General features: G+C 46.5%; 27 protein-coding genes and 1 pseudogene. 4 read left to right on the forward strand and 24 right to left on the reverse strand.

Annotation, left to right across the window (positions count from 1 at the left end; translation table 11 throughout):
* Entirely contained in the window at positions 1 to 2,298 is a 2,298-nt protein-coding gene (locus AN619_RS03195) for a site-specific DNA-methyltransferase (RefSeq protein ID WP_083524953.1), read from the reverse strand.
* A gap of 56 nt (positions 2,299 to 2,354) precedes the next feature.
* On the reverse strand, positions 2,355 to 2,570 hold the full coding sequence (locus AN619_RS03200) for a helix-turn-helix domain-containing protein (RefSeq protein ID WP_068555032.1): 216 nt from the start codon (positions 2,568 to 2,570) through the stop codon (positions 2,355 to 2,357).
* A gap of 213 nt (positions 2,571 to 2,783) precedes the next feature.
* Between AN619_RS03200 and AN619_RS03205 the strand changes: the two genes are divergently transcribed.
* Both AN619_RS03205 and AN619_RS03210 read left to right on the forward strand, forming a co-directional pair.
* Complete coding sequence (locus AN619_RS03205; protein ID WP_068555033.1) at positions 2,784 to 3,548, forward strand: DUF5986 family protein; 765 nt, start codon at positions 2,784 to 2,786, stop codon at positions 3,546 to 3,548.
* Between the two features lie 33 nt (positions 3,549 to 3,581).
* On the forward strand, positions 3,582 to 4,784 hold the full coding sequence (locus AN619_RS03210; RefSeq protein WP_068555034.1) for a helix-turn-helix domain-containing protein: 1,203 nt from the start codon (positions 3,582 to 3,584) through the stop codon (positions 4,782 to 4,784).
* A 462-nt stretch (positions 4,785 to 5,246) separates the two neighbouring features.
* On the opposite strand, the gene AN619_RS03215 is transcribed toward AN619_RS03210, so the two are convergent.
* The 7 genes from AN619_RS03215 to AN619_RS03245 all read right to left on the reverse strand — a co-directional run bounded on the left by AN619_RS03215 (position 5,247) and on the right by AN619_RS03245 (position 11,470).
* A complete protein-coding gene (locus AN619_RS03215; protein ID WP_068555035.1) occupies positions 5,247 to 5,951 on the reverse strand; it encodes a JAB domain-containing protein in 705 nt (234 codons plus the stop codon).
* Position 5,952: 1 nt separating this feature from the next.
* A complete protein-coding gene (locus AN619_RS03220) occupies positions 5,953 to 6,189 on the reverse strand; it encodes a hypothetical protein (RefSeq protein WP_068555036.1) in 237 nt (78 codons plus the stop codon).
* A 106-nt stretch (positions 6,190 to 6,295) separates the two neighbouring features.
* Positions 6,296 to 7,993: a hypothetical protein gene (locus AN619_RS03225; protein ID WP_068555037.1), complete on the reverse strand. Its 1,698-nt coding sequence runs from the start codon at positions 7,991 to 7,993 to the stop codon at positions 6,296 to 6,298.
* Positions 7,994 to 8,038: 45 nt separating this feature from the next.
* A complete protein-coding gene (locus AN619_RS03230; protein WP_068555038.1) occupies positions 8,039 to 8,446 on the reverse strand; it encodes a DUF6075 family protein in 408 nt (135 codons plus the stop codon).
* 72 nt (positions 8,447 to 8,518) lie between these two features.
* Complete coding sequence (locus AN619_RS03235) at positions 8,519 to 10,855, reverse strand: VirB4-like conjugal transfer ATPase, CD1110 family (RefSeq protein ID WP_068555039.1); 2,337 nt, start codon at positions 10,853 to 10,855, stop codon at positions 8,519 to 8,521.
* Positions 10,848 to 11,213 carry a PrgI family protein gene (locus tag AN619_RS03240; RefSeq protein WP_068555040.1) on the reverse strand — a complete coding sequence of 122 codons (366 nt, stop codon included), beginning with the start codon at positions 11,211 to 11,213 and terminating at the stop codon, positions 10,848 to 10,850. The genes AN619_RS03235 and AN619_RS03240 overlap by 8 nt, the downstream gene beginning before the upstream one ends.
* Positions 11,214 to 11,272: 59 nt before the next feature.
* Positions 11,273 to 11,470 carry a hypothetical protein gene (locus AN619_RS03245; protein WP_068555041.1) on the reverse strand — a complete coding sequence of 66 codons (198 nt, stop codon included), beginning with the start codon at positions 11,468 to 11,470 and terminating at the stop codon, positions 11,273 to 11,275.
* A 161-nt stretch (positions 11,471 to 11,631) separates the two neighbouring features.
* Here AN619_RS03245 and AN619_RS03250 point away from each other — a divergent pair, with 161 nt between their 5' ends.
* Both AN619_RS03250 and AN619_RS03255 read left to right on the forward strand, forming a co-directional pair.
* The gene (locus AN619_RS03250) at positions 11,632 to 11,874 is read left to right on the forward strand and encodes a helix-turn-helix domain-containing protein (protein WP_068555042.1); all 243 of its coding nucleotides are present in this window, start codon (positions 11,632 to 11,634) and stop codon (positions 11,872 to 11,874) included.
* A gap of 86 nt (positions 11,875 to 11,960) precedes the next feature.
* The gene (locus tag AN619_RS03255) at positions 11,961 to 12,371 is read left to right on the forward strand and encodes a hypothetical protein (protein WP_198153224.1); all 411 of its coding nucleotides are present in this window, start codon (positions 11,961 to 11,963) and stop codon (positions 12,369 to 12,371) included.
* 30 nt (positions 12,372 to 12,401) lie between these two features.
* Here the strand turns inward: AN619_RS03255 and AN619_RS03260 are convergent, their stop codons facing one another.
* The 15 genes and pseudogenes from AN619_RS03260 to AN619_RS16770 form a co-directional block, all read right to left on the reverse strand.
* Positions 12,402 to 13,241: a hypothetical protein gene (locus AN619_RS03260; RefSeq protein WP_068555043.1), complete on the reverse strand. Its 840-nt coding sequence runs from the start codon at positions 13,239 to 13,241 to the stop codon at positions 12,402 to 12,404.
* 63 nt (positions 13,242 to 13,304) lie between these two features.
* Positions 13,305 to 13,532 (reverse strand): hypothetical protein, encoded by a 228-nt coding sequence (locus AN619_RS03265; RefSeq protein WP_068555044.1) that lies wholly within the window; start codon positions 13,530 to 13,532, stop codon positions 13,305 to 13,307.
* Positions 13,533 to 13,537: 5 nt separating this feature from the next.
* Complete coding sequence (locus AN619_RS03270; protein WP_068555045.1) at positions 13,538 to 13,843, reverse strand: TrbC/VirB2 family protein; 306 nt, start codon at positions 13,841 to 13,843, stop codon at positions 13,538 to 13,540.
* Between the two features lie 26 nt (positions 13,844 to 13,869).
* A complete protein-coding gene (locus AN619_RS03275; RefSeq protein WP_068555046.1) occupies positions 13,870 to 15,633 on the reverse strand; it encodes a VirD4-like conjugal transfer protein, CD1115 family in 1,764 nt (587 codons plus the stop codon).
* A complete protein-coding gene (locus AN619_RS03280) occupies positions 15,620 to 15,811 on the reverse strand; it encodes a hypothetical protein (protein WP_068555047.1) in 192 nt (63 codons plus the stop codon). Before AN619_RS03280 ends, AN619_RS03275 begins: the two co-directional genes overlap by 14 nt.
* 12 nt (positions 15,812 to 15,823) lie before the next feature.
* Complete coding sequence (locus AN619_RS03285; protein ID WP_068555048.1) at positions 15,824 to 16,723, reverse strand: ArdC-like ssDNA-binding domain-containing protein; 900 nt, start codon at positions 16,721 to 16,723, stop codon at positions 15,824 to 15,826.
* Between the two features lie 5 nt (positions 16,724 to 16,728).
* Positions 16,729 to 17,559, reverse strand: a complete 831-nt coding sequence (locus AN619_RS03290) for a PcfB family protein (RefSeq protein ID WP_068555049.1) — start codon at positions 17,557 to 17,559, stop codon at positions 16,729 to 16,731.
* Positions 17,510 to 18,907 carry a relaxase/mobilization nuclease domain-containing protein gene (locus AN619_RS03295; protein WP_068555050.1) on the reverse strand — a complete coding sequence of 466 codons (1,398 nt, stop codon included), beginning with the start codon at positions 18,905 to 18,907 and terminating at the stop codon, positions 17,510 to 17,512. The genes AN619_RS03290 and AN619_RS03295 overlap by 50 nt, the downstream gene beginning before the upstream one ends.
* Positions 18,867 to 19,238: a plasmid mobilization protein gene (locus AN619_RS03300; protein ID WP_068555051.1), complete on the reverse strand. Its 372-nt coding sequence runs from the start codon at positions 19,236 to 19,238 to the stop codon at positions 18,867 to 18,869. Before AN619_RS03300 ends, AN619_RS03295 begins: the two co-directional genes overlap by 41 nt.
* An 837-nt stretch (positions 19,239 to 20,075) precedes the next feature.
* Complete coding sequence (locus AN619_RS03305) at positions 20,076 to 21,485, reverse strand: hypothetical protein (protein ID WP_068555052.1); 1,410 nt, start codon at positions 21,483 to 21,485, stop codon at positions 20,076 to 20,078.
* Positions 21,486 to 21,571: 86 nt separating this feature from the next.
* Positions 21,572 to 22,051, reverse strand: coding sequence for a DUF6650 family protein (locus AN619_RS03310; protein ID WP_068555053.1), 480 nt, complete (start codon positions 22,049 to 22,051; stop codon positions 21,572 to 21,574).
* 64 nt (positions 22,052 to 22,115) lie between these two features.
* A complete protein-coding gene (locus AN619_RS03315) occupies positions 22,116 to 22,433 on the reverse strand; it encodes a type II toxin-antitoxin system RelE/ParE family toxin (RefSeq protein WP_068555054.1) in 318 nt (105 codons plus the stop codon).
* Positions 22,411 to 22,701, reverse strand: coding sequence for a type II toxin-antitoxin system prevent-host-death family antitoxin (locus AN619_RS03320; RefSeq protein WP_068555130.1), 291 nt, complete (start codon positions 22,699 to 22,701; stop codon positions 22,411 to 22,413). The genes AN619_RS03315 and AN619_RS03320 overlap by 23 nt, the downstream gene beginning before the upstream one ends.
* Positions 22,702 to 22,777: 76 nt before the next feature.
* Positions 22,778 to 23,734 (reverse strand): DUF3991 and TOPRIM domain-containing protein, encoded by a 957-nt coding sequence (locus tag AN619_RS03325; RefSeq protein WP_068555055.1) that lies wholly within the window; start codon positions 23,732 to 23,734, stop codon positions 22,778 to 22,780.
* Positions 23,735 to 23,745: 11 nt separating this feature from the next.
* Positions 23,746 to 26,244: pseudogene (locus AN619_RS16770) on the reverse strand (DEAD/DEAH box helicase family protein); the annotation flags it as partial.
* Positions 26,245 to 26,724: the final 480 nt, after the last annotated feature.

A 26,724-nucleotide genomic window follows, 5' to 3' on the forward strand; every position in this document is an offset into this window, starting at 1 on the left:
TCAAATCCTCCTGCCGTTAATAACGAAATTATCGATATAATCCCTGTAAAGCTGGGTAATATTCTCCACGTCAAATTGGGAGGCCATCTCCCTAAATGCTTCTTCAGAATTTGTGACGATAAATACATGAGATATATTTTTTCTTGCAGAAATTTGCTTAACAAATTCCGCAAAATGCGTTTCGTCAATAAGGACAGCAAAGTTGCTTGAAGCAGGGATGAGCATTGCCGGCAATTCCGCGTCTTGTTCCAACTCCGGACGTTCTCCCACGGCACCGGCTTTCAGCCAGAGCATTGGCAGGATCTCTCTAAACTGCTGCCCGAGCGCCACGCTGTTTTTATCCAAGAACCCAAGCTTAAAATACTCAACGTTTGCTTTAAAACCCTCGCTCATCGGCTTTTTAACATCTTCAAGCACGATAATGTTTCCAAGCAATTGTTCGATTCTTTCTTTTATTTCATTGAACAGCGCATTATTCCGCGTTACAATATAAAACTCTGAAATGTGATCCTGGTCTTCCAATGCGGACAGCCATTCCTCGTAAGCCGAATCATCGAAAAGGATAGAAGCAGGGTGTTTGTCTGAAACTATGTATTTAGAATCAGCTTTGACTAAAGATTGCGGCAATTTGTCCTTCCCAAGCAGAGAAACCAGTTGCTTTTTGTTTTTAGCTGAGTTTAACGAGTTTATGTCAGTAAAACTAAGCTGTAAAAACTTGCGCTCTTTTTCTTTACTTACTTGTATAGCCGTGAAATAATCACCTTCAAGCTTTAAACCAGCACTGTTTATACCCAAAATTGAGTTTTTTGTTCTTGGCCATGTAATAGCCTGGCATATTCCCTCTTTTTCCCACTCCTTGTCACCGTTAACAAAGCCCTTCTTAATCAATTCTTTTGTAACATCTTCGGAAACTTCATTGTTTGTAACCATGATGCATCTACGCCTGCCGTTATCCTCATAATTCAGCAGATTGACTGCATGCAAGGTGGTGCCGCTTCCGGCAAAGAAATCAAGAATCAAGGCATTCTTTTTGCCCCAAACAGCAAACCCTATAGCGTCTTTTACCGCATATAAGGATTTGGGGTAAGAGAACCCGCCTCCGATAATTGTTTTTATCATATTTGTTCCGTGAGCTTCGGCGTTATATAAAGGGTCTGTCCAAATTGTTTTTGGAGGTTCGCTTTCACGCCTTAAAATGATTTCTAATCTATCGCCGTTTTGTTCAACAAACATTCTTTCGCGGACAGATTCTACGGTATCACGGCTATAACGCCATTTCTTTTCAATGTTGTTTCTATCAATAGGCCAGACCTCGATAATTCCATCTTCGCGATAAACAGTTTGTCCTGATGGGTGAAAATCATCTTCTGCAACCTCACCAAAACCAATAATATTATGGTTTTTATCCAATAAGATTGGATAAAAACAGGTTGCCCCTTCATAGCGCCCAGACGTGCTGCCCCATCTGCGCAGATTATACACATCTCCACCTGTATGTTTTTTCCTGAAAATAGTACTGCTTTCCGTGATGGAGTATATTGCATATTCATGTGTGACAGAAAATTTATCACCCTGTGTTCCACCGGGATTATGCTGAATTGATACTGGGATGTGCTTTCTTTCCGGGAAAACATCATTTAAAAGCATCCACAAATGAGCATATTCATTATCATCAATTGTAGTAATAAGTACACCATCATCTCTTAGCAATCGCTTTGCAATCTTTAATCTTCTTTGCATCATGGAAAGCCATTTGCTGTGCCGCCAATTGTCGCTGCTGTCTACATAATCGTTGTTATACTTCCAGTCGCGGGCCCCTGTATTATATGGCGGGTCGATATAAATACAGTCTACCTGCTTGGGATAGAGGTATTCCAGTAACTGGAGCGCATGGTAATTATCCGCTTCAATTAACGTGTGCCAAAGCGAATCGTCGTCTGCATTTTTTACTTTGTCCATCGGGATTAATGTTGGAAAGATCGGTTCGCCAAATTGAGCTATGACAACCAATTCGCCAACGGGAATATCCGTATTTTCACCGTTGGCTTTGTTTATACATGTAGCACGGCCATCTTCAATGTTTGCAACAAAGTAGATGTCGTTTATTTTTTTGCCTTTTCTGGCAACAATACTCCCTTTTTTTATGCTCGCACCGTATATTGGTGTGCATTCAGGTAAGTGTTCCTCAAAAACAAGGCCGAACTTTTTATTGTTGTTAATCCGTTCAACTTCTTGTGTCAATCTATCTCTAAGAGTTTTATCTTCAATTTGCTTTATTAGATCATTGATTGCAGCCATCTTTTATCCCCCACAGTGAATATTAGCGTGATTGCCGTGTGTCCCTTGAAACAGGCTTAATGCGTTTTTGTATCGTCAACAATCTCCATAATATCTGAAATATCACAGTTTAAAGCTTTGCAAATCTTCACAAGTACATCCGTTGTTACATTTTCATTTTTACCTAATTTGGCTATGGACGTTTGGCTGATTCCGGCTGCTGCACGCAAATCCTTTTTCTTCATATCTTTATCAATCAACAGCTTCCAAAGCTTTTTGTAACTGACGGCCATAAATTGTCACCTCGCATGATTTTTCATAAAATTTATTTAATATTATATCATGCAAATAGCTGTATAGCAATAATAATAACCGAGAACGCGTAGCTTTACTCTGAATACAGGATATTTACAATTAACAAATATAAAATAACTATGAATTATACTTGACAAATATATTTAATATTGTAAAATAGTATTATAAAATCTTTAAGTGAGGTAAATGCGATGAATAAAGTTTCAATCAGTGAAAAAATTCCCGAAGATTTTAGACGCAGACTGGTTGACTGCATTAACATAGCGCTTCAGGACGACTTGCCTAGATATTTGGCTGAATTTCATCCGGAGACTACAAATGGTGTTCCTCATCAGATCGGGGATTGGATCAATACAAATATCAAAAAGCATCTGATCAGCGGTAATGTGGATGTAATGCAGTTTACCCGGCACAGTTGGAAAGGGAAAATTGTTATTGATAGTGAGAATAAGGTTACATATTCCATTATGAGAGCCAAAAGGCTCCGACAGATCCGCCGCGAAACGCGGGAAAGGCCTCATTATTTGCAAACTATTGTTTCAGTATTAAATGAGGGTTTTGAAGCTGACACAAAACAAATGACCCTAGTTGATATGGGGTTTATTGGTTTTGACGAAGAAACGCTGAACAAAGACTATGCGACAATATTCAATGGGCGAATTGACAAAGGTGAAGGATATTTGCACTGCGTAGTGGCCTATGAAACGGAGCACAATGAAATTACTGACATTAGAATTTGTTTTCTGGACAAAGACCTTGATGTAATCGATGAGGTTTCTCTTAATGAGTATATCAAACCAGACTTTGCTAAACTTACCAGTGTCGAGCCTCCCGAACCAACCATTGAGGAAGAAGAACAGCCTTCCAATGCTGGATTGCTGTCACTACGCAGTTCTATGAACGGCAATGAAAACGGCAGTCCTGTAGCAGTTAGGGAGGAACGGAAGCAGGCTTGACATAAAATTATTTTTATGTTGGAGATGTGAACCATGACGAACTTACTTAAATTTCAAGGTGAACGATTAAAAAGTGCTCGGCAATATAGAGGTATGACGTTAACAGAACTTGCGGCTGCTACAGATATCAGTAAGCAGTCTCTATCCCTCTATGAAAATAACAAAAATAAACCGGAACTGAAAAATGTGCTTCTTCTGTCTAGGGCATTAGACTTCCCAATTGAATTTTTCAGTTCAGAAAGCTTTTATCAAGTTAAAACAGAAGCTACCTATTTTCGATCCTTATTAAGTGCCACAAAAAAAGATCGTACTGCACAGAGCATTAAACTCGAATATGTTGCGCAAATTTATGAAACTCTATTTGAAAGGGTTGTATTCCCGAAACTGAACTTGCCGGATATAAGCTTTAATGGCGGGAATGAAGATTATGCGTACGAAAATGACACAGAAGTTGCTGAACTTGAGGAAATCGCACAACAAGTACGAGACTTTTGGGGGCTTGGTCTTGAGCCAATCAAAGACCTGCAGTATGTTTTGGAATCAAACGGAATCATCATTACCAGCTTTGATGCCAATGCAGATAAAATTGATGCTTTCAGTCAGAGAACCATAATAAATGGAGAAGAAGTTTTCTTTATTGTAGTCTCAAAAAAAGGGCAATCTATTGCGAGAGCTCGTTTTGATATGGCACATGAACTTGCGCACATTTTACTTCATCCTTGGAGTGAAGATTTGGAATCAATTACCAAGGAGGAGTTTAAAGCTCGTGAAAGACAAGCAAATATTTTCGCAAGTGCATTTCTCCTTCCAAAAGAGAGCTTTAGCATTGATGTAGCTCACTATCCAACCAATTTGGAATATTACAGGCATCTGAAGAAAAAGTGGAATGTTTCCATTCAGGCGATGGTTTATAGAGCGCATCAGCTAGATATTATTACATCAAATCAATATCAATATTTGATGCGTCAGATTTCTAAAAATGGTTGGAAAACAAAGGAGCCAGAAGATAAGCCGTACAACTTGACTAGCAACCTTTTACAAAGCGCCTTGATACTTTTGATTCAGAATAAGCAGTTGACTGGTGCAGAATTTGTGGATGTTTTAAAAAGCAGAGGAATTGTGATGTATCCGAAAGAAATCGAGGAACTACTCGGTTTAAAAAAAGGAACACTTGAGCCTCAGGTTACAAAAAAGCCCGTCCTCATTCAGTTGAAACAGCAAGATGATGAATCCTGATCTAGAATAGATTCAGGGAGGAAATGTGGATAGGGCAAAAAGCTAATGAATTAAAGATTTTCAATATAAAGCATAATCCATTCTATTGGACACCTCTTGTGATGTAAGAGGTGTCTATATATATTAAATAATGCTTCTTTTCAATACACTGAATCCTGTTAAACTATGTAATTCTATAAAGGAACATAGTATCACCTTTCCTATGACAGGCATAGGGGAAAAGCTTCAAGGAATAGAGGAATGTAAAGTAGCCCATAAAGCACCTCCTAGTACATGTCAACTCTAAATCCAAAGTATACTTTGGTAATCAACTCTTCCGGCTGTAGGTGCGTATATAAACACAGTTCATTATAGTTTATGAGTTGACAGTGTACTAGTTTGTGCGAAGCAGTCCTTTCTGCTGTGGATATGATTTTAGAGTTGGCGTTGATGCAACGTAAGAGTAGGTTTTTCATATTTGTTTTAACGCGAGTGTGTATGTTTAAATCTGTTCCGCTTTTCTTCCACAGGTACAGCGCCTAATACAATAGTATCATAATTTGCCGTACCTTTGCTCTGGTAGGGAACAATCCCTTTTTCTGCCATAGAAGTATAGCTTCCGCTGCCCACAATAATGTGATCCAGAACTTTTATCTCAAGGGGATGAAAAATGTCAACAATTCTCTGTGTCAATGCCCTATCCTCCGGAGAAAAATTTTTAGAGCCTCCGGGATGGTTATGGGCTAAAATCATTGCATTGCAATCACAAGCAAGGGCATATTTCAATATTTCTCTTGGATAAACCGCCGTTTGTCCGATACTCCCTTCCGACATGGTCTTTGTTTCAATTATGTTGTTGCCGCTGTCTAAAAAAGCCACCATAAACCTTTCTTTATCCTTCATTCCTCCCAAAAGGGCTAAAAAATATTGGCCTGCTAAGGTTGATGAATTGAGCGTGACCTTCTCATTGCTTTCATAGATTTTCAAAATGTTGTAAGAAGCAATAAACTCATTGAGCAGCCCTATCTTTTCAAGCTGCTTCTCATTTAGTTCCATGATGTGGGGATGCTCCAGGATGTTAAGGGGGTTATTTCCTTTTACATACTGCTGGACCTTTTTATAGGGCAGTCCTGTTAAAGTTGTCAGCCCTTTTAGAAATTTCTCGGTATGCCGTATATCCTGCTTCATGCTATGCCCGCCCCCCTTTCTCATCAACTGTTTCAATTATGAACTTTATACTTTTCAGCTTCTCGTAAGTCTCAGGGGATAAGTCCACCGATTCAAGATGCAGAAAAAAATTTTTAATACCCATACTTTGAAAGCATTTATGAATTTTTTCTTTTGTATCCGCATCCAGGTCAATCAACTCAGCCAATAATTCCACACACTTTATATATTCCGTATCCCTTAATTTTTCTAAATTCATCTGTTTTTCCACCTTTCATATGATTTGATCATTAAACTATTTTGTTTATTTTCTGATGTCTTCTACTATGAGCTGCGATTTCTTATGTAGACAGGGTAATATCCGCCTAACTGCCGGTAAGCTGCATGAAAAGCTCTTGGTATTCGTCCTTCATCAGCTCATTCAGCATTTTTACCTGATCCGGATTGAAGCCGTACTCGGCAATCATGTCCGTATGGGATTTGGAGGTTATATTGATATGCAGGATGGTTTCGGTGGTGGTGATGGTTTCCGTGGTTTCATTGCCGTCCTCGTCAGTGGTGGTTACCGTTTCCTCATGCTCAACGGTTTCTATCCAATAGTCGATTTTGTTCATGTCCCAAAAGACGTCCCGCAGGATTTCCACCTTTGTATAGTCGAGGGTGGCAACCTCCATGCCGTTTTCCGGATCGGCAGTTACTTTTACCGCATAGACCGCCAGGATTTCCCGCCATTGGTTTGCGGAGATGCTGTCGCTACCGGACAGCTCCAGGGTGTCATGGGGATTTTTATCCTGTATCCGTTGGATTTCCGCCGTGAATTCCTCATTAAGCCGGTTGACAACCTCCGGCATGACCGGCGTGTTCCCATCGAAGCTTTCATTGGAATAAAATATGCCGAATGCTGAGCCTAACAAAAGCCCCGCAAGACATATCACAAGAATGACCACCACAGCTATCCAGCCGCCGACAGCAATCAGGGCGGTCAGGCCCTTGGCTGCCGCGATAATCGCCTTTATGACAGCCACCATTGCCTTCGCTGCTGTCTTTGCCGAAACAGCCGCCGCTCTTGCCGCCAGCCGCGCTGCCTGTGCCGCCTTTTGAGTGGTCTGAGCGGTTTTGGCGGTGGTTTTTGCCGCCTGCGAAGTCTTAACGGCAGCTTTTGCGGTATGGTCTGCGGTTTTGATGGATTTAGCGGCTGTTTTTAGTGTACCTTTTGTGGCTTCCTTTACAGCCTTGTCACCGGTTTTGACCGATCTTTGCGCCGTTTTTACCATACCTTTGGAGGCTTCCTTTATACTTTTAACACCAGTATCGGCGGCCTGCCTGATGGTGTGTCCCGGTGTGCTTGAGGAATGGAGGTCCTGTGCCGCTGTTTTTTCGGCCGGTTGAAAAAGGGAACGTTTAGCAGGTATTTGTTCGGATATCTGTTGTGATTGTATTTGAGCAATATTTTGATTTGCCGTCCGGATTTCACTGATTTGAAAAAATCGCTTTTTTGCTCTGCTTTGAACGAACCTGTGTTTTGCCAATTCATTTGGTTTCGACAGGGTAAATTTCCGCTTGACGATTTCCTTTGTCCCGGATCGCGCGGCATTCTGCTTTGCCGCCTGCTTTGCTCCGGATTGGGAAACGTTAGGTTTCACTGCTTCCTTTGCTTTTACCGAGGTTGTGCCATGCTCCGTTGCCAGTTTTGTTTCAGTCCGGACAACATCCCTGTGTACTGCTTCCTTCACTTCACTTGTAGAGGTGTGACGGGCATTCTCCCTGTTGGAATCGTTGTAACGCGAAGCATCTGCATCCGGCGCGCGGCGTTCCTGTATTTTTTCAACCGCCTTCTTTCCGTAGTTTCCAGCGGTATGTCCGGCTTTGCGGACAACGGTTTCTGCACCATGCCGGACGCTGCTTGAGGCATCGTCCACATAGTTGCCGTCCTCATTATGCCCGAGCCGTTCCGCCTGCTCCTTAGTGCGTATATAGGCGTTTTTTGCCCTGCGGGATACGTCCGTTGCCTTATCCAGCACCTTAATATCCTTGACAAACGATTTGGTCTTGATATCTTTCAACACACGCACCTCCTTCCGCAATTTGGTTGAGTCTTTTCAACGGATTTACCGCTCTGATCGGAAAAAATAAGGAGCAGGGCGCTCCATGCTTCTACAATATTCTGGATAACGCAGTCGGATGGCTTCAAAAAAGTAGGGAGCAAAGCCGCAGTCAAACAGCCAGTAGGGAGTAGAGCGGTTTTCGTTCCCTTCCTCCGTCCATCCGTTCCAGAGGTTAAAGGCAAGGCGGCACAGCCGTTGTGTGCTGCCGGTCTGCCATGCAGCCGAAAGGCCCTCCGGCTTTATGATGTCCTCCTTAAAGTCAAAGAGGGAGCGGATATGGCTTCTCGTTTCCGCGCTGATTCCCATTGTGTAGAGAAATGCTTTATGGAAGGTGTCGTTGTTGCGTGTCGCCGCAAGCATATCGAAATAAAAAGCCTCGTGTTCCTTGTTTGCAAACCGGATATTTTCCATTGTGTTTTCCTCCTTAATATGGTGAAGGGCTGACCGTAAAACCGGCCGGCCCTTCGCATTTGATGGATTGTCCTATATTTCCGCCTGTTCGCCGGGCTTTGTGGTCATCAGGCGGTAGAGCTTGGTGTTGCGCGGGAATTGGTCGGTGAAGGGGACAAGGGAGCTTCCCACTTTAATCAGCCCGTTGCCTGCGTCTACGTTGGTAATGTAGGAAAGCTGCAGGTCGGAAATGTTTAAGAGCCTGGCAAGCTCCATGCGGTCGGTGCTGGCCTGATTGAGCATGACGATAAATTCTGAGTTTGCCAGCATAGTACGCGCGGTATGGCTCTGCAAAAGGTCGTCCACGTTCTGCGTGATGCCCGTGCAAAAAGCGCCATACTTTCTGACTCGCTTCCAGAGCGTGAACAGGAAGTTGGCGCTGTATTCATGCTGGAACAACAAATAGATTTCATCAATAATAATGAAGGTATTTTTGCCCTTTGCCCGGTTCTGCGTGATGCGGTTGAAGATGCTGTCCAGCACCACCAGCATCCCGATGGGAAGAAGCTGCTTGCCCAAATCCAGAATGTCATAGCAGATGAGGCGGTTGCTCACATCCACATTGGTCGGCTTGGCAAAGGTGTTCAGGCTGCCACTTGTGAACAGCTCGATGGCAAGGGCAATTTCCTGCGCCTCCGGCTCCGATTGCTTCAGCAACTCCGCATGGAAGTCCTGCAAGGTGGGCGGGTTATCCCGGTAATTGCTTTGCAAGTACTTCCGGTACACGCTTGCGGTGCAGCGGTCGATGAGGGATTTCTGCTTTGCGCCCAGGTTCTGGCTTCCAATCAACTGCTCGCAAAGGGACAGCACAAATTCGGATTTCAGGATGACGGGGTTTGCGCCGTCGCCGTAATCCCTGTTCATGTCCATGGCGTTGATGTGGTTCGGGGAGGTGGCGGAAATATGGATGATCTCGCCGCCCATCGCCTTGACCAGCGACGAATATTCACGCTCGGGATCAATTAGGATAATGTCGTCGTCACTGGCAAGCATCTGGTTGACGATTTCCCGCTTGGCGGTAAAGCTCTTGCCGGAGCCGGACACGCCCAGAATAAAGCTGTTGCCGTTTAACAGGCGCTTGCGGTTGGCGATAATCATATTTTTTGAAATTGCATTCTGACCGTAATAAATCCCCCCGCTGTGGGAGATTTCCTGCGCGCGGAAGGGGATGAACACCGCCGTGCTTTCGGTGGTCAGTGTCCGGATGGCGTCGATTTTCCGCAGGCCGTAGGGCAGCGCCGTGTTCAGTCCGTCCATCTGCTGGAAGGTCAGGGTGGAGAATTGGCAGAGGTGCTTCCGTGCGGTGGTGAACAGGGTTTCGGTGTCGCTGTCAAGCTGCTCCTTGCTGTCCGCAATGTGCACCATTGTCAGGACGGCAAACATCATCCGCTGGTCGCGGGTGGTCAGGTCGTCGAGGAATTCCTTGCTTTCCTTGCGCTGCTGCTCCATATCATAGGGGACGACGGCGGAAAAATTGTTGTTCTGGTTCTGCCGCCTCTGCCAGTTGGTAATGTTGGTCTCCACGCCCAAAAGCCGGTTTTCCACCTCCCGTACGGCTTCGTCCGTGGGGATGGGGATGATGTCCAGGGACAGCATCATATTGCGGTTTAAATCACACAGCTCGGACACCATGCTGTCCTTGATGTAGCTGGCAAACTCCCGCAGGAAGATGACGCGCCCGTATTTGTTTCCCATGCGGAAGTGGTCCCTTTCAAATTCAAAGGTGTCAGGGCAGATATAGTCCTTGAAATCATGTCCTTTTCTCATGGTGTCGGACAGGTCGAAACGGAAGTCTGTTTCCTCGCCTGCACGGAAAAAGTCATGCAGGATTCTAAGGCGGGCGGTGGCGTCCAGCTCCACGCATTTTGAGCCCAGGCGGGAAAAATGGGTGATGAGGTCGGTGCCGATGCGGGAGAAGTAATTGCGTGCTTCTTCAATGTTCTTCTTCATCACCGACACGGTGACATATTTATCCTGCACAATGCTGTTTGCGCCTGTGGCCTTATCCATAAGCATTTGATTGTACTCCCTGCGATACTCATCCAGACCGTCGTATTTTAACGGAATGAGAATGGAGCTTTCAAAGTCCGCTTTATTTAAGCGGCGGTTGTTGATGGTGATTTTGGTGGTGGCTCCGCTGTCGAAGGAATTGAGAAGCTCCGAATAGGATAAAAACATCGCTTCCTTGTCCTCCTTGGACGCCACCGCGTAATTGATGTCCTCAAAGCGAAAGGATTTGGAAAACTTTTTGCCTACCCGGAAAATTCCGTCCGGCCAGATGGTGCGGATAGGGATGGCCTGTTGGACGCCTCTGGGGACGGCAAACCTTTCCTTATCCTGCTTCATGATTTTTTGCAGGGTCTTAATCATGGCGTTTCCATTCCTCCTTTTCGTGGTTTGCGATAACGTTTTTAAGTGCCTCATAGTAGATGTTGGTCGGATAAAAGGTCAGCTTTTTGGGCATGAGGAACTCCGATTTGATGTACGCCCATAAAAACTGCTCTGCTGTCATGCCGTGGTACTTGATAAAGCCCAGGGCTGCAAAGGGGAAAGCCCCCAAAACGCACATCCAGCTCACGGTCTCCGTGCCGAAGAAGCTCCTCAGGCCGAAATAGATGCCGATGGCTACGCCCACGGCCAGGACAGAAAAAATAAACTGCCGCAGGGACAGTCCAAAAAACATGCTTTCGGTATAATCCCGGATTTCCCGGTTGATCTTGACTTCCAAAAACAATCACCTCCAAAGAAAAATAGCGCCTCACTTGAAGCGCCATTGTATTGCTTGTCCTATCGTTCTTCTTGCTTTTTTCTAAGATTTTCTTTCTCCCTTTGGAGCTTGACTACCAAATCGTCAACCTTACGGTTCTGCTCTATAATTGCCTCATCTTCTGTGAGAGGGGCGCCTTTATTCAAAGCTTCACTTACAAGCTTGTTAAGTTTTTCCTTCTCTTTTTCCAGTTTTTCTTTGAGAGTCTCCTGTTTCATGCTGAAACCTCCTTTGCTTGTTTACGTTAATAAATCCTTATCTTAACGGTATATCGTTAGTATAAATTACCTCTTAATCTGTATCAACGGTATTCCGTTAACTATTTACCTGATAAATTGATAAGCTTTGATTAACGGAATAACGTTTAAGAGGTGGTAGAATGAATATTTCTCAAGCGGTAGTAAAACGCATTGAAGGGTTATGCAGGGAACGGAACCTGACAATCAATGCGCTCAGCAACATTTCAGGCGTCACGCAATCAACTGTAAACGATATTGTGAGTGGCAAGACATACAATGCGGGAATTGTCACTATTAAAAAGCTGTGTGACGGGCTCGGAATCAGTGTGCGTGAATTTTTTGACTGCGATTTGTTTTCCAATCTGGAGCAGGAGATAAAATAGTCTGTAATATGGGACAGCCTTCCATTCCTTTTTTCCATGTGCGATAATGGAAATATATATATACTGCGTGGAAAGGGGTGTCCATTATGCCAATCGCAGCATTTATTTCCCTTTGCCTTACGGTGGGATTGCTCATTCTCTCTTTTATATTTAAAGCAGCCGGTAAAATTCGGCTGACGATTCCCATTCCTTGCTTCCTGCTGTTCAGTACCGTGCTGAACAAGTGGGCAGGAGAACATGAGACTTTAGCATTCATCATTCTTTTCTCGCTGCTTGGCTTGACCGTGTTAAGCTGGATTGTGTCGCTTATAAAGGCGATACGGCGCAAACGTGACGAGAAATACCTTGAAGATGATGTCGCATGGCAAATCCGAAGGGCAAGAGAGATGGGCGTACCTCTTGACAAAATTCAGTTTAACGAGCATGGGGATTTGCTTGATCCAAGAACAGGGGAACCTGTTGTTTATGGGGAGGGTGTTCAGTTCAAGGATATATGACGATACCGGGCAATAATACCCGACTTCTCTTTATAATCCCATCATTTCTCGCACCACCCGGTCGGCCATTTTTACTGCGCCCACTAGCACCAGCATGTTGAAAATCAGCTCCCCTACATAGGACCACACCATCGTCACGGCGCTGGCGCTGGTGTCTACCACCGGGGGGGAGGACGCAAAGACGGAAAAGATGACGCAGGCCAGGACAATGATGGCCCCTTCCAGGCACACGGCGGCATAGCCTTTCAAAAAGGCTTTCCCTATGCTCTGGCTTGGTTCTCCGGCAAAGGAGGCCAGAGGCACCGGGGCGATGGCGGTATATAAATACAATTTAAAAAACCGGCCATACACCGTCAGGATCATAATGAAGGAAAACACCGTGATGAACAGGCCGCCGATGAGTGTTACCGCCCATAGCGGGATGCTGTCTAAAAATCCGCAGTTTTGAATGGCCTGCACGATTGTGTCCGGCAGGACGGTTTGAGTGGCTGTCCCAAAGCCTGAGCTGCCCATGATGGTGGAGATAATCCCCTGCACGATGTTGAACAGAGCCATCATCAGCTCCAGCCCGTAGGTAACGACGCCTTTGGCCAGGGCGAACCGTATGAACAGCTTCAACGCTTGTTCCGGCCTTTTGACTTCGACAAAGCTGCCGCAGGTTTTCACCACGCCGATGACGAAAAACAGCACCAGCAGGGCAAGGCCGGTGGCCTGCAGCGCCCCGTGGATATTCACAATAACGTTCCAGATACCGCCGCCTTTAAATTCCGTGGGGGACTGGGTTACAAGCTGCCAGATTTCCGCCAGCTTGTTATTCCAGGTTTCCAGAGCATTGTTCAGATTATCAATTACCCAGTTGCCGCTTCCCAAATAAACTCACCTCATTTCCAAGACAATGCCCGCGCATGAAGCGCGGGCCTGTCTTTACGATCGTTACCTGCATGGTTCATCCCTGCCGGGCATTTTGTCCCTGATGACGCCATACTTGTCATCCACATAAAATTTATTGACAAACGGGTTGTAGATTGCATGGCACTTTACGCCGTTATATTCGGCAAGATAATCGTTGTCACCCAGCCTCTTGAGTATGGTAGCTTCCCGCAGTTCGCCGTCCAGTGAATGAATGTGCATTTTTTCTTTAATGGGAAATTTGTTAAACATTGATATCAACCTCCTGTAATGAGATTCAGTATCTCGCGGGCAAAGGTTATAATCACCCCGCCGGCCAATGTCAGGAAGCCATTGGCCCTCTGGGACGGGTCATGGGATTTGAGGGAAAGGCCGATCTGCACGATGCCGAAGCCCAGCAGAATCAGACCGATGGCCCGGATCAGCCCGAATATGAAGTTGGACAGGTTGTTGACGACGGTCAGCGGGTCGTCGGCCGCATAGGCAGGTGAGGTAAAGAGGATCACCAGCACCAGTGCGCAGTAAACGGCAAAATTCCTTTTGGTTTTTTTGGAAATTTTCATGAATCATACCTCCTGATTTTTGTTTGTTAGGATTGAAGCATCGCTTCGAGTTCTTCCTCGGAGAGAAGCTCGTAATCGCCTTCTTCGTTTAAGGCTACGGCTTTCCAGTCCAGGGCGTTTTCGGCACCGCCGTGCCGGAAGGGTTGGCTGCCGCCGTCAACGGTCAGCTTCAGATTGGGGTGTTTTAAAATATCGTACTTTTCATCCATCACTGCCCGTTCCCCCCGGATGAACAGCAGGGCAAAGCGGTTGTCCAGCATCCGCACCTCGTCGGGGGTCAGAAGCTCGCGGCCGGACTGCTGGTAATTGGTGGAGTAGCTTCCGTTCCTGCCTCTGCTCAGTCCGTAGGTGTTGGTGTCGATGGTTTCCTTGCCTAAAAGCTCCGACACATACTTGTGGGTTGACTGCTCGTTGCCTCCAAGGTACAGGAATTCGTCGCAGTTTCCGACAATGGATTCCCAGGTGTCTTTGAACAGGGCTTTTAATTGTGCCAGGTTTTGCAGGATGATGGATACCGATATTTCCCTTGAACGCATGGTGGAAAGCAGCTTGTCAAACTCATCCGGCAAGGCGACATTCGCAAACTCATCCATGACAAAGTGGACATGGACGGGCAGGCGGCCTCTGTACTTATAGTCGGCAAGGTACATGAGGCTTTGGAAAAGCTGGGTGTAGAGCATCCCGACAATAAAGTTGAAGCTGCTGTCGTTGTCAGGGATCACGGCAAAGAGCGCCGTCTTTTTTTCCCCGATGGAGGACAGCTCCATTTCGTCCACCGTGGTGATTCCCGCAAGGGTGGACAGGTTGAACTTTTCCAGCCGGACGCCCAGACCGATTAGGATGGATTTGGCGGTTTTGCCCGCAGCCAGCTTGAAGATGTTGTACTGCTTCACCGCCAGGTGCTCCGGTTCCCGCATTTCCAGCCGTTCAAACAGCTCGTCAAGGGGGCTTTGGTAGGTTTCGTCATCCTCCCGGACTTCGGCGGCGGCGATCATCTCCATGACCATCGGGAAATTTTGTTCTTCCTTCGGCGCTTCATAAAGAAGGTAGAGAATCAAAGCCTCCAGCAGCGCGGTTTCGGAGTGTTCCCAGAAGGGGTCGTTGGTGTTGCTGCCTTTGGGCGTGGTATTGCGGATCAGGTTGGTGACCAGCTTTAACACGTCCTTGTCGTCCTTCAAGTAGGCAAAGGGATTGTAGCAGTGGGACAGGTGCATGTTGATTAAATCCAGCACCTTGATTTCGTAGCCATTTGCTTTGAGCAGGTTCCCCGTGTCCCGCAGGATTTCGCCTTTTGGGTCGAGTACGACGAAAGAGGTGTTTGCCTGCATGACGTTGGGCTTCGCGTAAAATCTCGTCTTGCCGGAGCCGGAGCCGCCCACCACAAGCACGTTCAAATTTCTCTTGTGCTTCCGGCCGTCCAGGCCGATGCGAACGTTCTGTGTCAGGATTTTGTTTTTCTGCGGGTCTTTGTCCCGGTACTTTTTATTGACAGCCGCCGCGCCGCCCCAGCGTGCGCTGCCGTGTTCTTCCCTCCGCCGGTAATTGCGTCTGGTGGAAAGGTAAATCCCGATGCCCATGCCGTATGCGGCGATAAAAAGCAGGATGCACTTGGGCGTGTCGTCCACCCATCGGATGTCAAACGGATTGTTCACTGCCGCTGTGAGGTTGGCAAGGATTTCGGGAAGCCCGCCGGAAAGGGAAGGGGCGGTCAAAAATGCCGCCCACACCACAGGAATTAAAAAAACCGCAAAGAGTATCAGGCTGCTCCTTGCAGTTTCATCGCGCCTCATCGTGGCTCCTGCGCTTCTGTTTTTTTGTCGGGGCGTCAATGGTTTTTAAAAGCAGTTCGTCCACGGCATCGGTGGGCCGATCTTCTTTAATCAGGTCGTTTCTGTGCTCATTCAAGGCGTTCACCACAACGCCGTATTCGTAATCGTCCAGGGTAAGCACCCTTTCTTCTTCCTTCATGGGCAATCCCTCCTAACGTTCCGGCTCCTGCCGTATTTGCTGCCTTTGCTGCGAAAGCATCCGGTTCATCCTGCCGGAAATCTCACCGGCAGCTTCCCTTATGACCGAAAGCTCGGCGCGGATCTCCTGCGGGTCCATGCCCTCCAGCATTTGAGGAGCGCGGTCAAAGCGGTAGCCGCTTGTATCCACGCCATATTGCTTGCAGAGCATATAGGACACGCAGTAGGCACGGAAGGCGTGGTCGGAACGGCGGTAGCTACCGTCTCCCGTATCCATTTCCGCGTGGGCCAGCTCCTGGGACAGGGCACGGAAAATATTCCCCGCATCCATGCCTTTTCTGATTTGGATTTCCCTCGTGTCCGGCCGGTACAGGGCGTTTGTGCCGTCCGGCAGGGCATCGCTGATGCGGATAGGCACCGGCGCATGGTCCATCAGGGCTTTGATGCGGGTGCGGTCGTCGGGATAGGTGGGTGTTTCCCGTTTGCGGCTGTTTCCGGTCTGGGAAATGTCAAACATCTTTTTCAGGTTGTAGCTGATGCCGACAGTGCCGTCGTCACGCTGGTATTCCTCACCGGGCTCCAGGATGTAGAAGCCGGTTTCCTTTTTGCGGATGTAGGCACCCTGCTCCTTCCAGGTGTCAAAGTCAGCAATGCGGGTGGCGTCCGGCTTCTGCGCAAGGATTAACAGGGCATTGGCCACGCTGTAGCGGTCAAAACGGCTCTGCACATCCAGGTACTTCTGGAAGGCAGCGCCGTCCTGCGCCACGGTTTGCGCCGTGTCGTCGATCATGGCGTAAACCATTTCCCGCTGCTCCTGCTTCTGCTGCTTCCATGCATCTTTGTCAAAAGGCCGGTCGTTTCGGGGAGCAGGCTGTTCGCTTTCCTGCCGGAAAAGATCGTCGAAACTGCTCATAACTCTTACCTCGCTTTCGATTTTGGTTTTTTTGATTTTGGTTGCTGCCTGTTTGATTTGGCGTTCTGCTTTATGGCCTGCGGCTGCTCTTTGGCAGGCTCGCGCCTGGGTTCCGCCTGTTCCTTTTGAGCGGCCTTGATTTCCCGCAGTTCTTCCCGGATTGATCTTCTCGGCGGCTCAATAGCACCCTCGGCGGCTTTCCCGCTGCGCTCTGAGATAGGCTCGGACGGAAGGGGTTTCTCCGCCGTCGCCGTCGTGGGGTTTGGGTTGTCCGGTTGTTCCTTGACCGGCTCCGGCCGGTCGGGCTTTGCCATGAGTTCATGCAGAAAATCATCCGCGCTTTTTTCGGCGGGCGTTCCTTTTTCGGGAGGTGCTTTTTCGTCCGGGCCTTCTTTGTGCGGTGTATTTTCCTTCTGCCTGGCGGTCCTGGATTTCTCGATTTCGTTCTTGATGCTTGCCGTATCCACGGTGGCCAGCTTGAAGCGTTCCACAATGCGATTGATTTTGGAAGCATCCTCCGCCCGCACCATGATGTCGCACATGCCGTCCGTGTCATTTTTGTCACGGAGGGCGCAATAGAGGACGCCGTAGCGTTTGGCCTCCTGGCAAAACTTCTTTAAGTCCTCGTTGCGCACCGCAAAGACTTTCAGCTCCTTGCCGCTGCGCAAAAGCCCCTCCAGACGGATTTTGCCCTTTGTTTTCTTTTGGCCTTTGAGGACGGCATACAAATAGGTGGCCAGGTTTTTTGCCCCCACGCCGGAGATTTTGGCCATCACCTCAATCCCTTTAAGGCTCATATTGACGATTTGATCCGCTGCGTCGGTCCCGCTGTTCATAGGTTTTTTCCTCCTTTCCTTGATGGATTTCCTCCTGTTTGATCCGGGATAATTTTTGCTTCATTTCTTCGGAACGGGACAGGATGCCCGTACAAAGCTTCACCTCATTCCGGAGCAGGGACAGCTTACCGGAAAGCTCTGAAATCTGCTGCTTGCATTTCGTAGCCTGTGTATCGTCCTTACACCGGCGCAGCCGATGGTAAAGAGATTTGCGGGCGTCGGACAGGGCTGCCATTTCCTGCTCCAGTCCGTTCTGGTACGTGAGAAGCTGCTCCTTGTTCTCAATGTGATGAGTACACAGCAGCTTGGTTTGAGCAATGAGTTCATCCAAATAGCGGATGTCCTCGCGCAATAAAAAATGCATCCGTTTGCTGGACGCACGATGTTTTGGCAAAATGCCCATTTTGTAAAGGTAGTGGAAGTATAACGCCTGCAAGCCCGTGAGCTTTCTTGTCTTTTTGGGATTAAGTCCGCCTTTGACAGCATAGCGTTTTCGCTTCGGCTCCGGCAGGACTTCCGGACGCTTCGGGGCGCGGTTTTGAAGTATCCGCTGCTTGATGGCGTCCTCGGTGTAATCGTCACCCAGGGTTTTCAGCCGGACAAAGCGTTCCTTTCCCGGAGGACGCACCGCCATGTATTTTACGCCGGTTTTTACCTCGTAGCCCTGCTTGTGTAAAGCAGCGATAAACTGCGTGAAGGTCATGGATGCGGCAATGGTTTTGTCTATATCCTCGCGGATGAGGCCCCGCCAGGTGGGTTTGCCTTCCTGCTCGGCCTTCCATTCTGCGTAGTGTTTTGATTTGCCCTTTTGCGGGTTTTCTATGACAGACAGGGAATATTCCCGGCACAGCCGGTCGGAGGTCTGCCGCATGAGGGCGTAGGTGGCGTTGTTGTCGTAATACCGCTTGCCGTCCATGAAGGATACAGAGTTAAGCACAAAATGATTATGCAGATGATGCTTATCAAGGTGGGTGGAAACCACCACCTCAAAGCGCTCGCCCCAAAGCTCCTGTGCCAGCTTTACGCCAATGGCATGAGCGGTTTCGGGGGTGGCTTCCCCCGGAGCGAAGGACTGGTAGCCGTGAAAAGCCAGGATGCCGTCTGTTTTCTGGAATTGCAGCTTTGTCCGGGACATCTGCTCACAGGCGGTGACCGGGTCGCAGTTGATGCCGGTGACGTAAAACTGCTTTTCGGTCTTGGCATCCTGCTCGGTATATTCCAGCACGTTCCGCAGGCCCTGAAAATCGGGACTTGAAAAATCGAGGTTCTCGGTTTTTTCGGGATTGGTGGCATAGTCGATCACCCGGTTAAGGCGGTCTGTCACATCCCATATCGCCGTGGTTGCCATTATTTTCCCTCCTTTCCGGCGACGTGACCGCCGCCTGTATATCCAGCACGGCCTTGCGGAGCCGGTTAGCTTCATACTGGAACACCGTCCTGTCGATATGTCCTGTGGCGTTTGCCTTTGCCGCAATCTGGTTTAAGTTGCTGCCGATGGCGTGAAGCTCCCGCATCATGGCGTAATAGTCGGGTGGGGGAAGCTCTTTGGGCACGTAACCGTTGATGAGGGTACGGATAAATGCTTCCTGCGAAAGCCCTGTTTTCTTTACCTGCTTTTTTAACCGCTGGCATTCTTGTGCGTTCAATCGGAACGTTATTTTGATGCTTCTTTTAAGCATACGGAACCTCCTGTTCTGTTAAGGGTTTCAGGGATTATCCCTGACAAGCGAATAATGCTGGCATTATTCAGTGCTTGCTGCAACATAAGACAACTGTCTTGTGTTGTCATGAAAGTTACGATTGGTTTCAGATATCACCAGCCGAAAAAGAAAATCAGCGTATATATGCTACGCATTTGCCACTTTAATTTTCAACGACTCATGACGTTGCCCTCATAGCCTCGAATGAAAATCAAGATTGCTTGTTATATTAATTATGTTAAGTTGTCAAACTCCAGTATTTATAAGTATTTGAAGCAATTTTCACTTCTATTTTTGTAGCAATGATCAGGCAAAGCGTTATTTTGATTTTCACTGATAGGTTCATAAAACTTGAGCCTATTTTTTTATTATAGACAAAATAAAAAGGCGCTGTTTTCAGGTTTTCAGCACCTTTTTATCTTTTATATGAAATAATTTTACGGATTATGGATAGATTCATATGAACATATCTTATAAACGTTACCTAACTCAAGTTTGACAGCAAAAAAGCTGAATCCATTGTGCTACAAGGGTTTCAGCCTTCGTCAAATGGGCGTACCACTACATTCCCCATTTATTGGAAAATGTATTTGGTCTGTTTCCTAAACTCAGTTTGCTGAAACCATTGTACCACAAGGATTTGCATGATAACAGGAATAATATGGAAGTGTGCGGCACCACATTTCGGACTCTGACCAGATTTTTAGGCGAAGTCGAACCCTGGAACCCGCATGAAAAGCGGTTATTGCATTTTAAGTGCAACGGTTTTTGCTGGTTAACCGTCAAACTTGAGCCTAATCTATAATCCAATAAATTTTAAATATATTCAAATGAATCTATATCAATTTTAATATCACAACTTATTCTATTTGCATATCTCATAAAATCACATAATACTGGTTTAACTTCTTTTGAAAATCTTTCTATCACTTCTCTAAATTCCTTTTTTATTTCTTTTTCTGATAATTGTGGGTAATAGCGTTTTGCCTGTGATGTAGCAACTTCTTCAAATGCACATTTGTTATCATCAATAATGTAAGACATAAAATTTAAAGTGTCAGTCATTTGATAAAGAACTTCTGAGTCTGTATAGTTTTCTGATACTATACAATCATATAATAAAATAAAAGTTTTACATAAAGACAATATCTCTCCATATAAATAGAATGGCTTTCCATTCAAACAAATACTTTCCAACTTTTGTGTGAAATCTTTTACTTCCCGAAGTTTATTTGAATAACTTTTAAATAGTTGACTTATATTACATTTTACAGGTTGAGAAATTTTAAACATCTGCAATAATTTTTTGCAATATCCGTTTTCAATATCCCTTGCAGGTAAGACTACATTAAATGAATTCCTCTCACGTGCAATTTCTATTGAAGATGCAGTTGAATAAGCAATGCCATCAAAATTATTATTTTTCCTGACCCAAAGCAAAAGCAATTGAGGCATAATATATTCTTGAATAAATGATATATTTCTGTCGGCTACTTTCACAGAACAAGCAACTCTTAGGGGATGAGATGTTACATAACGTAATATATAATCATCTATTAAATCAAGATTGTCCTTATGGTTATAGTATTCAGTAGTCGCCTCTCTAATCAGATCAATGGGATTTTTTGAAAAATCTATTAATTTTAATGGAGCATTATCGCGCGGTTCAAAAAGGAATTGACTTATGGTAAATTCTTTAGGCATTCCGCACTCAAACCAACACAATTGAATAGAATCTGCCAAATATAAACACGGGTAACCAGCAATACTATATCTGTACGATTTTATCAAATGTCGTTTATCTATTGGTATATGAAATAAATCTTTTCTTGAATAACTTTCATCAGTACCCACCCTAATTCTGTAAAAATTGGGAATGGTATTTTTTTTGTTTATATCTATCTCACGAACAAATAGATAATTTTCAGCTTTATTCATTAAATTATCTAAATGACTATAAAGGTTTTGCATGTCTGCTGAATCATATAGTCGAAAAATTTTTAAAATGTCATTACAAAGTTCTTCAATAACATATATCTTATCAGATAAATTTTTATAAAATTCTTTTCTCAAGAAGCACTTCTGTGTGTCTTTTAGAGCTAATTTTAATGATTGTATATACTCCTCAAAATAATTTTTCAAAAAGTCTGATATTGGTAAACAGTCCCTGCTTACTGGTAATCTATGTTCTTTTATTACAGTGTAAATATTATCATATGGCAACATTCGGTGAATAATCTCCTTATCCACAATTTATAAACTTATATTGCATTTACACAAAAATTCCTATCATTAGTCTTAATTGACTTCTATTACGATTTATCAATAGGAATAATCTGAGCTAAATCATCTTCAACGTCAATCCCATAAGAAGAAGCGATCTGTCCAATCATAATTCCAAACACTCCACGCATCTCACCAATTGCTGATGTAAAAATCCAATTATTTATATTCCCCGGTCTAATAGCATTATTTCTAAAGTCATCGTCATCACGGCATTTACTTAAAAATTTATTGCATGCGTTTCGCATTGCGCGGACATAACTTTGTAGTTCAGATTTTTCATTTATGTTAGGAAGTTCTGATGTCAAAAAGTGTTTGATTTCCAATACAGAGCTAATAACGGGATGTACGGTTTCATATTCATATGGGGAATACAGGACTCGTTTTGACTCAAGAAAAATAATAATTTTTCGCGCAATCTTTCTCTGGCTCTCTGGTGGGTTCCAAGAAAGTCCAAACACAGGACAGCTTATTCCAGTCAATCTATTAAAAATTTCTGTATGTTTCAAAACAAGTCCTCCCTTATAAACTTACTTTCATTAGCCTGAAAACATTTACATCATATATCAAAATCTATCGCACCAGCCACCCATAATCCTGTCTGCAATCAACAATATAGTCAACAAACACCGTCTGGCCCTTGATCTGATACAAAATCAAATACCATTTCTCTACGAACATCTTGTGATATTTATTCGGAGGGATAAATTCTGCCTCCAGAAATGGAAAACGCTCCGGCATTTGATGCAGGGAACGGATAGCGTCCATCAGGTCATTTTTTACCTTGCGGGCGGCAGTAGGACTTCTCTGTGCCAAAAACCGTACATGACCCGCCAACATTTGGCGGGCACGGTCGGAAACAACCACCTTATATTGAACCTTCTTTTCCATGCTCCACCTCATCAATAATGCTGTCCAGATAGCTATCCAGTTCATCCGGCGTAACTCCTGCACGTCCTGCCAGACGGTCTTCCTCAACAGCCAGCAGTTCTTCGCGCAGCTTCAGCATTTTTTCGCGGCGGGTAAACGCCTCTATATCCATGACGACAAGATCTCCTTCACCGTTTTTGGTAAGAAAAACAGGTTCTCCGGTAGACTTGCACAAAGCCGCAATTTCATTGTAATTCTGCCTGATGCTTGCGGACGGTTTAATCTGCATGATATCAGCTCCTTGTAGTAACATTCTAATCATATTATACTCCTTTCATGCTATGATATCAATCAATTCTTCTTAATTATAACAGTTCGCGTTCTTGTGGCTGCCGTATTCTTAATACAATTCTCAGATAGTCGTTATAATCCTTTCCGCGTTTCGGAGGCTCGTCGGAAACAGTATAGATGGGCGGGAGGATGGTCTTGATAGTCTTTGCCGCCAGCCGTCCGGCCGTGTCGTTGTCCAGATGTAAAGCGATTTCCTTAATTTGCGGGAAGTCTTTTAAGTATTGCATGAGTGCGGCGGGTGGAGTACTTTCCTCAATAATCTTTTTCGGCATATAAATGCCCGCAAGGGACAGGCAGTTTTCCTGCCGCCAGTCCCTGCCGGAAAGCAATTCCAAAGTGCCGTATGACAATAAATCAATGGCGCTTTCAAACAGGTGCAGTTTGCTGCATTCGTTCCTGGCCGGAATAGAGAAGGAGAAGTGCTTATCGCTTCCATTGACTTCCCCCATAAACCGTTTGCCAAACGTACCACGGAGAGTAGCATATTTGGGAACGCCATGCCGGTCAAAGCCGATAAAGACGGCGTTGTGATAATCGCGGCTTTCATATAGCCGTTTGGTCCGGATGCAGTAGTCTATAATCTCCCGGTGAATGCCGCGCCCTATGAGGTAGGCAATTACACGATCGTTATTACTGTTTTTCTCCGGCAAAAGCAGTTTTTTGTGCTCAGCGGGTTTCTGTTGCCTTGGCGAAACAGGCGGTGTGACAGCCGCCTGTCCGTCTATCTGAAGCACCGCTTCGGGGAGCGTCATGCCCCGCACCTTGATGAGATAGTCCAGGGCAGAGCGCCCGCCGATGTTGCGCGACCACCAGCACCATTTCCCGTTGCTGATTTTCAGGCTGTCATGGGTACGTGTGGTATAGACGTTGCCGGAAAAGCGCACCAGCTCCTGCGGCTCGTAATATTGCAGATAAGTCAGCAGGTCCATTTGCTTTGCCCGCTCAATCTGCTCTGGTGTTACATAAGGCATGTTTTTTCACCTCATCTTTCATAGCCCACGGCTTTCTTTTCAGGAATGTCCATATCCTCGTCCGGTTCACCGTCGAACACCTCGTTTTCATGTTTATCCATGTTGAGCAAAATATTCAGCTCCGCCAGCCGCGCGGACTTTGCTTGCAGCTCCTGCTCCTTTTCAAAGGGGATGTCAATTTGTTCCTTTGCGGTTTCCATCTGCTGGCGGAGCGTTTTTAACTGTTCCCGGCAGTATTCCAGTTTTTTTGGTATTTCTGCAAGAGCATTATTGAGCCTTGTAATGTTGCCGTGGATGTCCGTGCCCAGTGTGGCCGTATGGCTCAGAGCGCCCCGAAGAGTGATCTGATACTGCTTATTGAAGCCGTCAAAGGAAAACAGCATGGAAAATCCCATGTAGCTGCCCAACTCCTGCGGCTCCGGCGAGGTCATCAGCTTGCAGGCTTCCAGGATGGCCGCGCCCGCCTTGGCCTTTTCGGTGTAGAGAACATCCTTGACCGTCATGCCCGGAAATTTGCTGTCCTCTGTGCCATCCTCGACAGATTTTGATGCGCTGTGGCGCTCGTACAGGGCAAGGTCTTTTTCATAGCCTGCAATGCGTTCCTCGGTGGATTTGATCTGCTGCGGGTAGTGTTTGAGCAATCTGTCCTCCAAAGCATATCGCTGGCTTAAATGGTTGGCTTTCAGCAATTTCAGCTTGGAAACCTGAATGTCCAAATCCATCTTCTCGCGTATGTAAGGATTACCTGTCGCCAGAGCCTTCACCTCGGCATAGGAAAGAGCCGTTTCATCAATGTCCTCGGCGCTTCTTACAGGGGATTTGGAAGTCATAATCTGACTGATAAAACGCTGCTTGTTCTCAAGTATCTGGTAGAGATAAGCGTCAAAGGTGTTTTCCGTCACATACCGGAAGATATGCACCTCTTCATTTTGGTTGCCCTGACGAATAATTCTTCCGCTACGCTGTTCCAGATCCCTCGGCCGCCACGGGCAGTCCAGATCGTGGAGTGCAATCAAGCGGTCCTGCACGTTGGTTCCGGCTCCCATTTTAAAGGTGGAGCCCAGCAGGATTCGCACCTGCCCCTTGCGGACTTTAGCAAATAACTCCTTTTTCTTCGCTTCGGTGTCGGCATCGTGGATGAAAGCAACCTCGTCGTCGGGGACACCGCGAGCAATAAGTTTTTGGCGCACATCGTCATACACATTGAAATTTCCATCGTTCTTTGGAATGGACAGGTCGCAGAACACAAGCTGCGTCAGCTTCTTATCGCTGTTTTCCTGCCAGAGGCGGAACACATTTTCCACGCAGGCGTTTACCTTGCTGTCCTCATGGTCGGGAAGCATGGGGCTCATCAGCCGCTGGTCAAGGGCCAGCTTCCGGCCGTCGTTGGTTATTTTAAGCATGTTGTCCTCATAAGGCTCCACCAGCTTGGCGCGCACCCGTTCGGCACGCTCCGCAAGCTCGGCCACCATGTCCTGCTGGAATTTGCTCGGCTTCACTGCGATATTGTGGTAGTTTGCTTTCGGTACGGGGAGGTTGAGCATATCCGCCGTCTTGATGTCCGCGATTTCCTTAAACATATTCATCAGTTCCGGCAGGTTGTAGAACCGGGCAAAGCGAGTTTTAGCCCGGTAGCCCGTGCCCTCCGGCGCAAGCTCGATGGCGGTTACGGTTTCCCCAAAGGTGGAGGCCCAGCAGTCAAAGTGCTGGAGCCCGTTTTTGCGCAGGGTTTCATATTGCAGATACCGCTGCATGGTGTACATCTCGGTGATGGAGTTGGAAATGGGCGTTCCTGTTGCAAAGATGACGCCGCGCCCGTCCGTCAATTCGTCAAGGTAGCGGCACTTCATAAACAGGTCAGAGGATTTCTGTGCCTCAGTCTGGGATAAGCCCGCCACATTGCGCATTTTTGTGTAAAGAAAGAGGTTTTTGTAAAAATCCGCTTCATCCACAAACAGCCGGTCAACGCCCAGTTCCTCAAAGGTAACCACATCATCTTTTCGGCTGGTGTCGTTGAGCTTATCCAGTTTGAGCTTTAAGGTTTTCTTTGTCTTTTCAAGCTGCTTGATGGCGTAACGCTCGCCGCGTTCTTCTTTCAGTTCCCGGATGCCGCTGGTGATTTCCGCAATCTGTTCTTCAAGCAGCCGTTTTTGCCTTTCCATGGAAATAGGAATTTTCTCAAACTGGCTGTGTCCGATGATCACCGCGTCGTAGTCCCCGGTCGCAATTCTTGCGCAAAACTTCTTGCGGTTCTTGGTTTCAAAATCCTTTTTGGTTGCTACAAGGATGTTGGCGGAAGGGTAAAGCTGCAAGAACTCCGCCGCCCACTGTTCGGTCAAATGGTTGGGTACGACGAACAGGCTTTTATTGCAAAGCCCCAGATGCTTGCTTTCCATAGCCGCAGCCGCCATCTCATAGGTCTTGCCCGCACCCACGCAATGAGCCAGCAGGGTATTGCCGCCGTACAGGATATGGGCTACCGCATCCACTTGATGCTTGCGCAGGGTGATTTCCGGGTTCATGCCGGTAAACCGGATGTGGCTGCCGTCATATTCACGGGGCCGTACGGCGTTGAAGCGGTCGTTGTAGATCCGCGTCAGCCGTTCCCGGCGCCTGGGGTCTTTCCATATCCAGCTTTGGAATGCCTCCTTGATGGCCTCCTGCTTCTGCTGGGCGATGGCGGTCTCCTTTTTGTTCAGCACACGCTTCTCAACGCCGTCCTCCTCGACGGTATCAAAGATGCGCACATCCCGCAGGTTGAGGGTCTCTTCGATAATCTTGTAGGCGTTGATGCGGCTGGTGCCAAAGGTCACATTGGCCTTGATGTTGCCGCTCCGGTCGTCGTTTTTGCCCTTGACGTTCCAGTTGGCGGTATAGGACGAATAAAAAACGTCGATGTAGCGCCTGTACATATAAGGAGTTTCCAGAAGCTCAAAGATAAAGTCCTTGATGACATCCGGGGGAAGCCAGGTCGCGCCGAGCCGCACGTC

The sequence above is a fragment of the Thermotalea metallivorans genome (assembly GCF_001562415.1).
Classification (GTDB): Bacteria; Bacillota; Clostridia; order Peptostreptococcales; family Thermotaleaceae; genus Thermotalea; species Thermotalea metallivorans.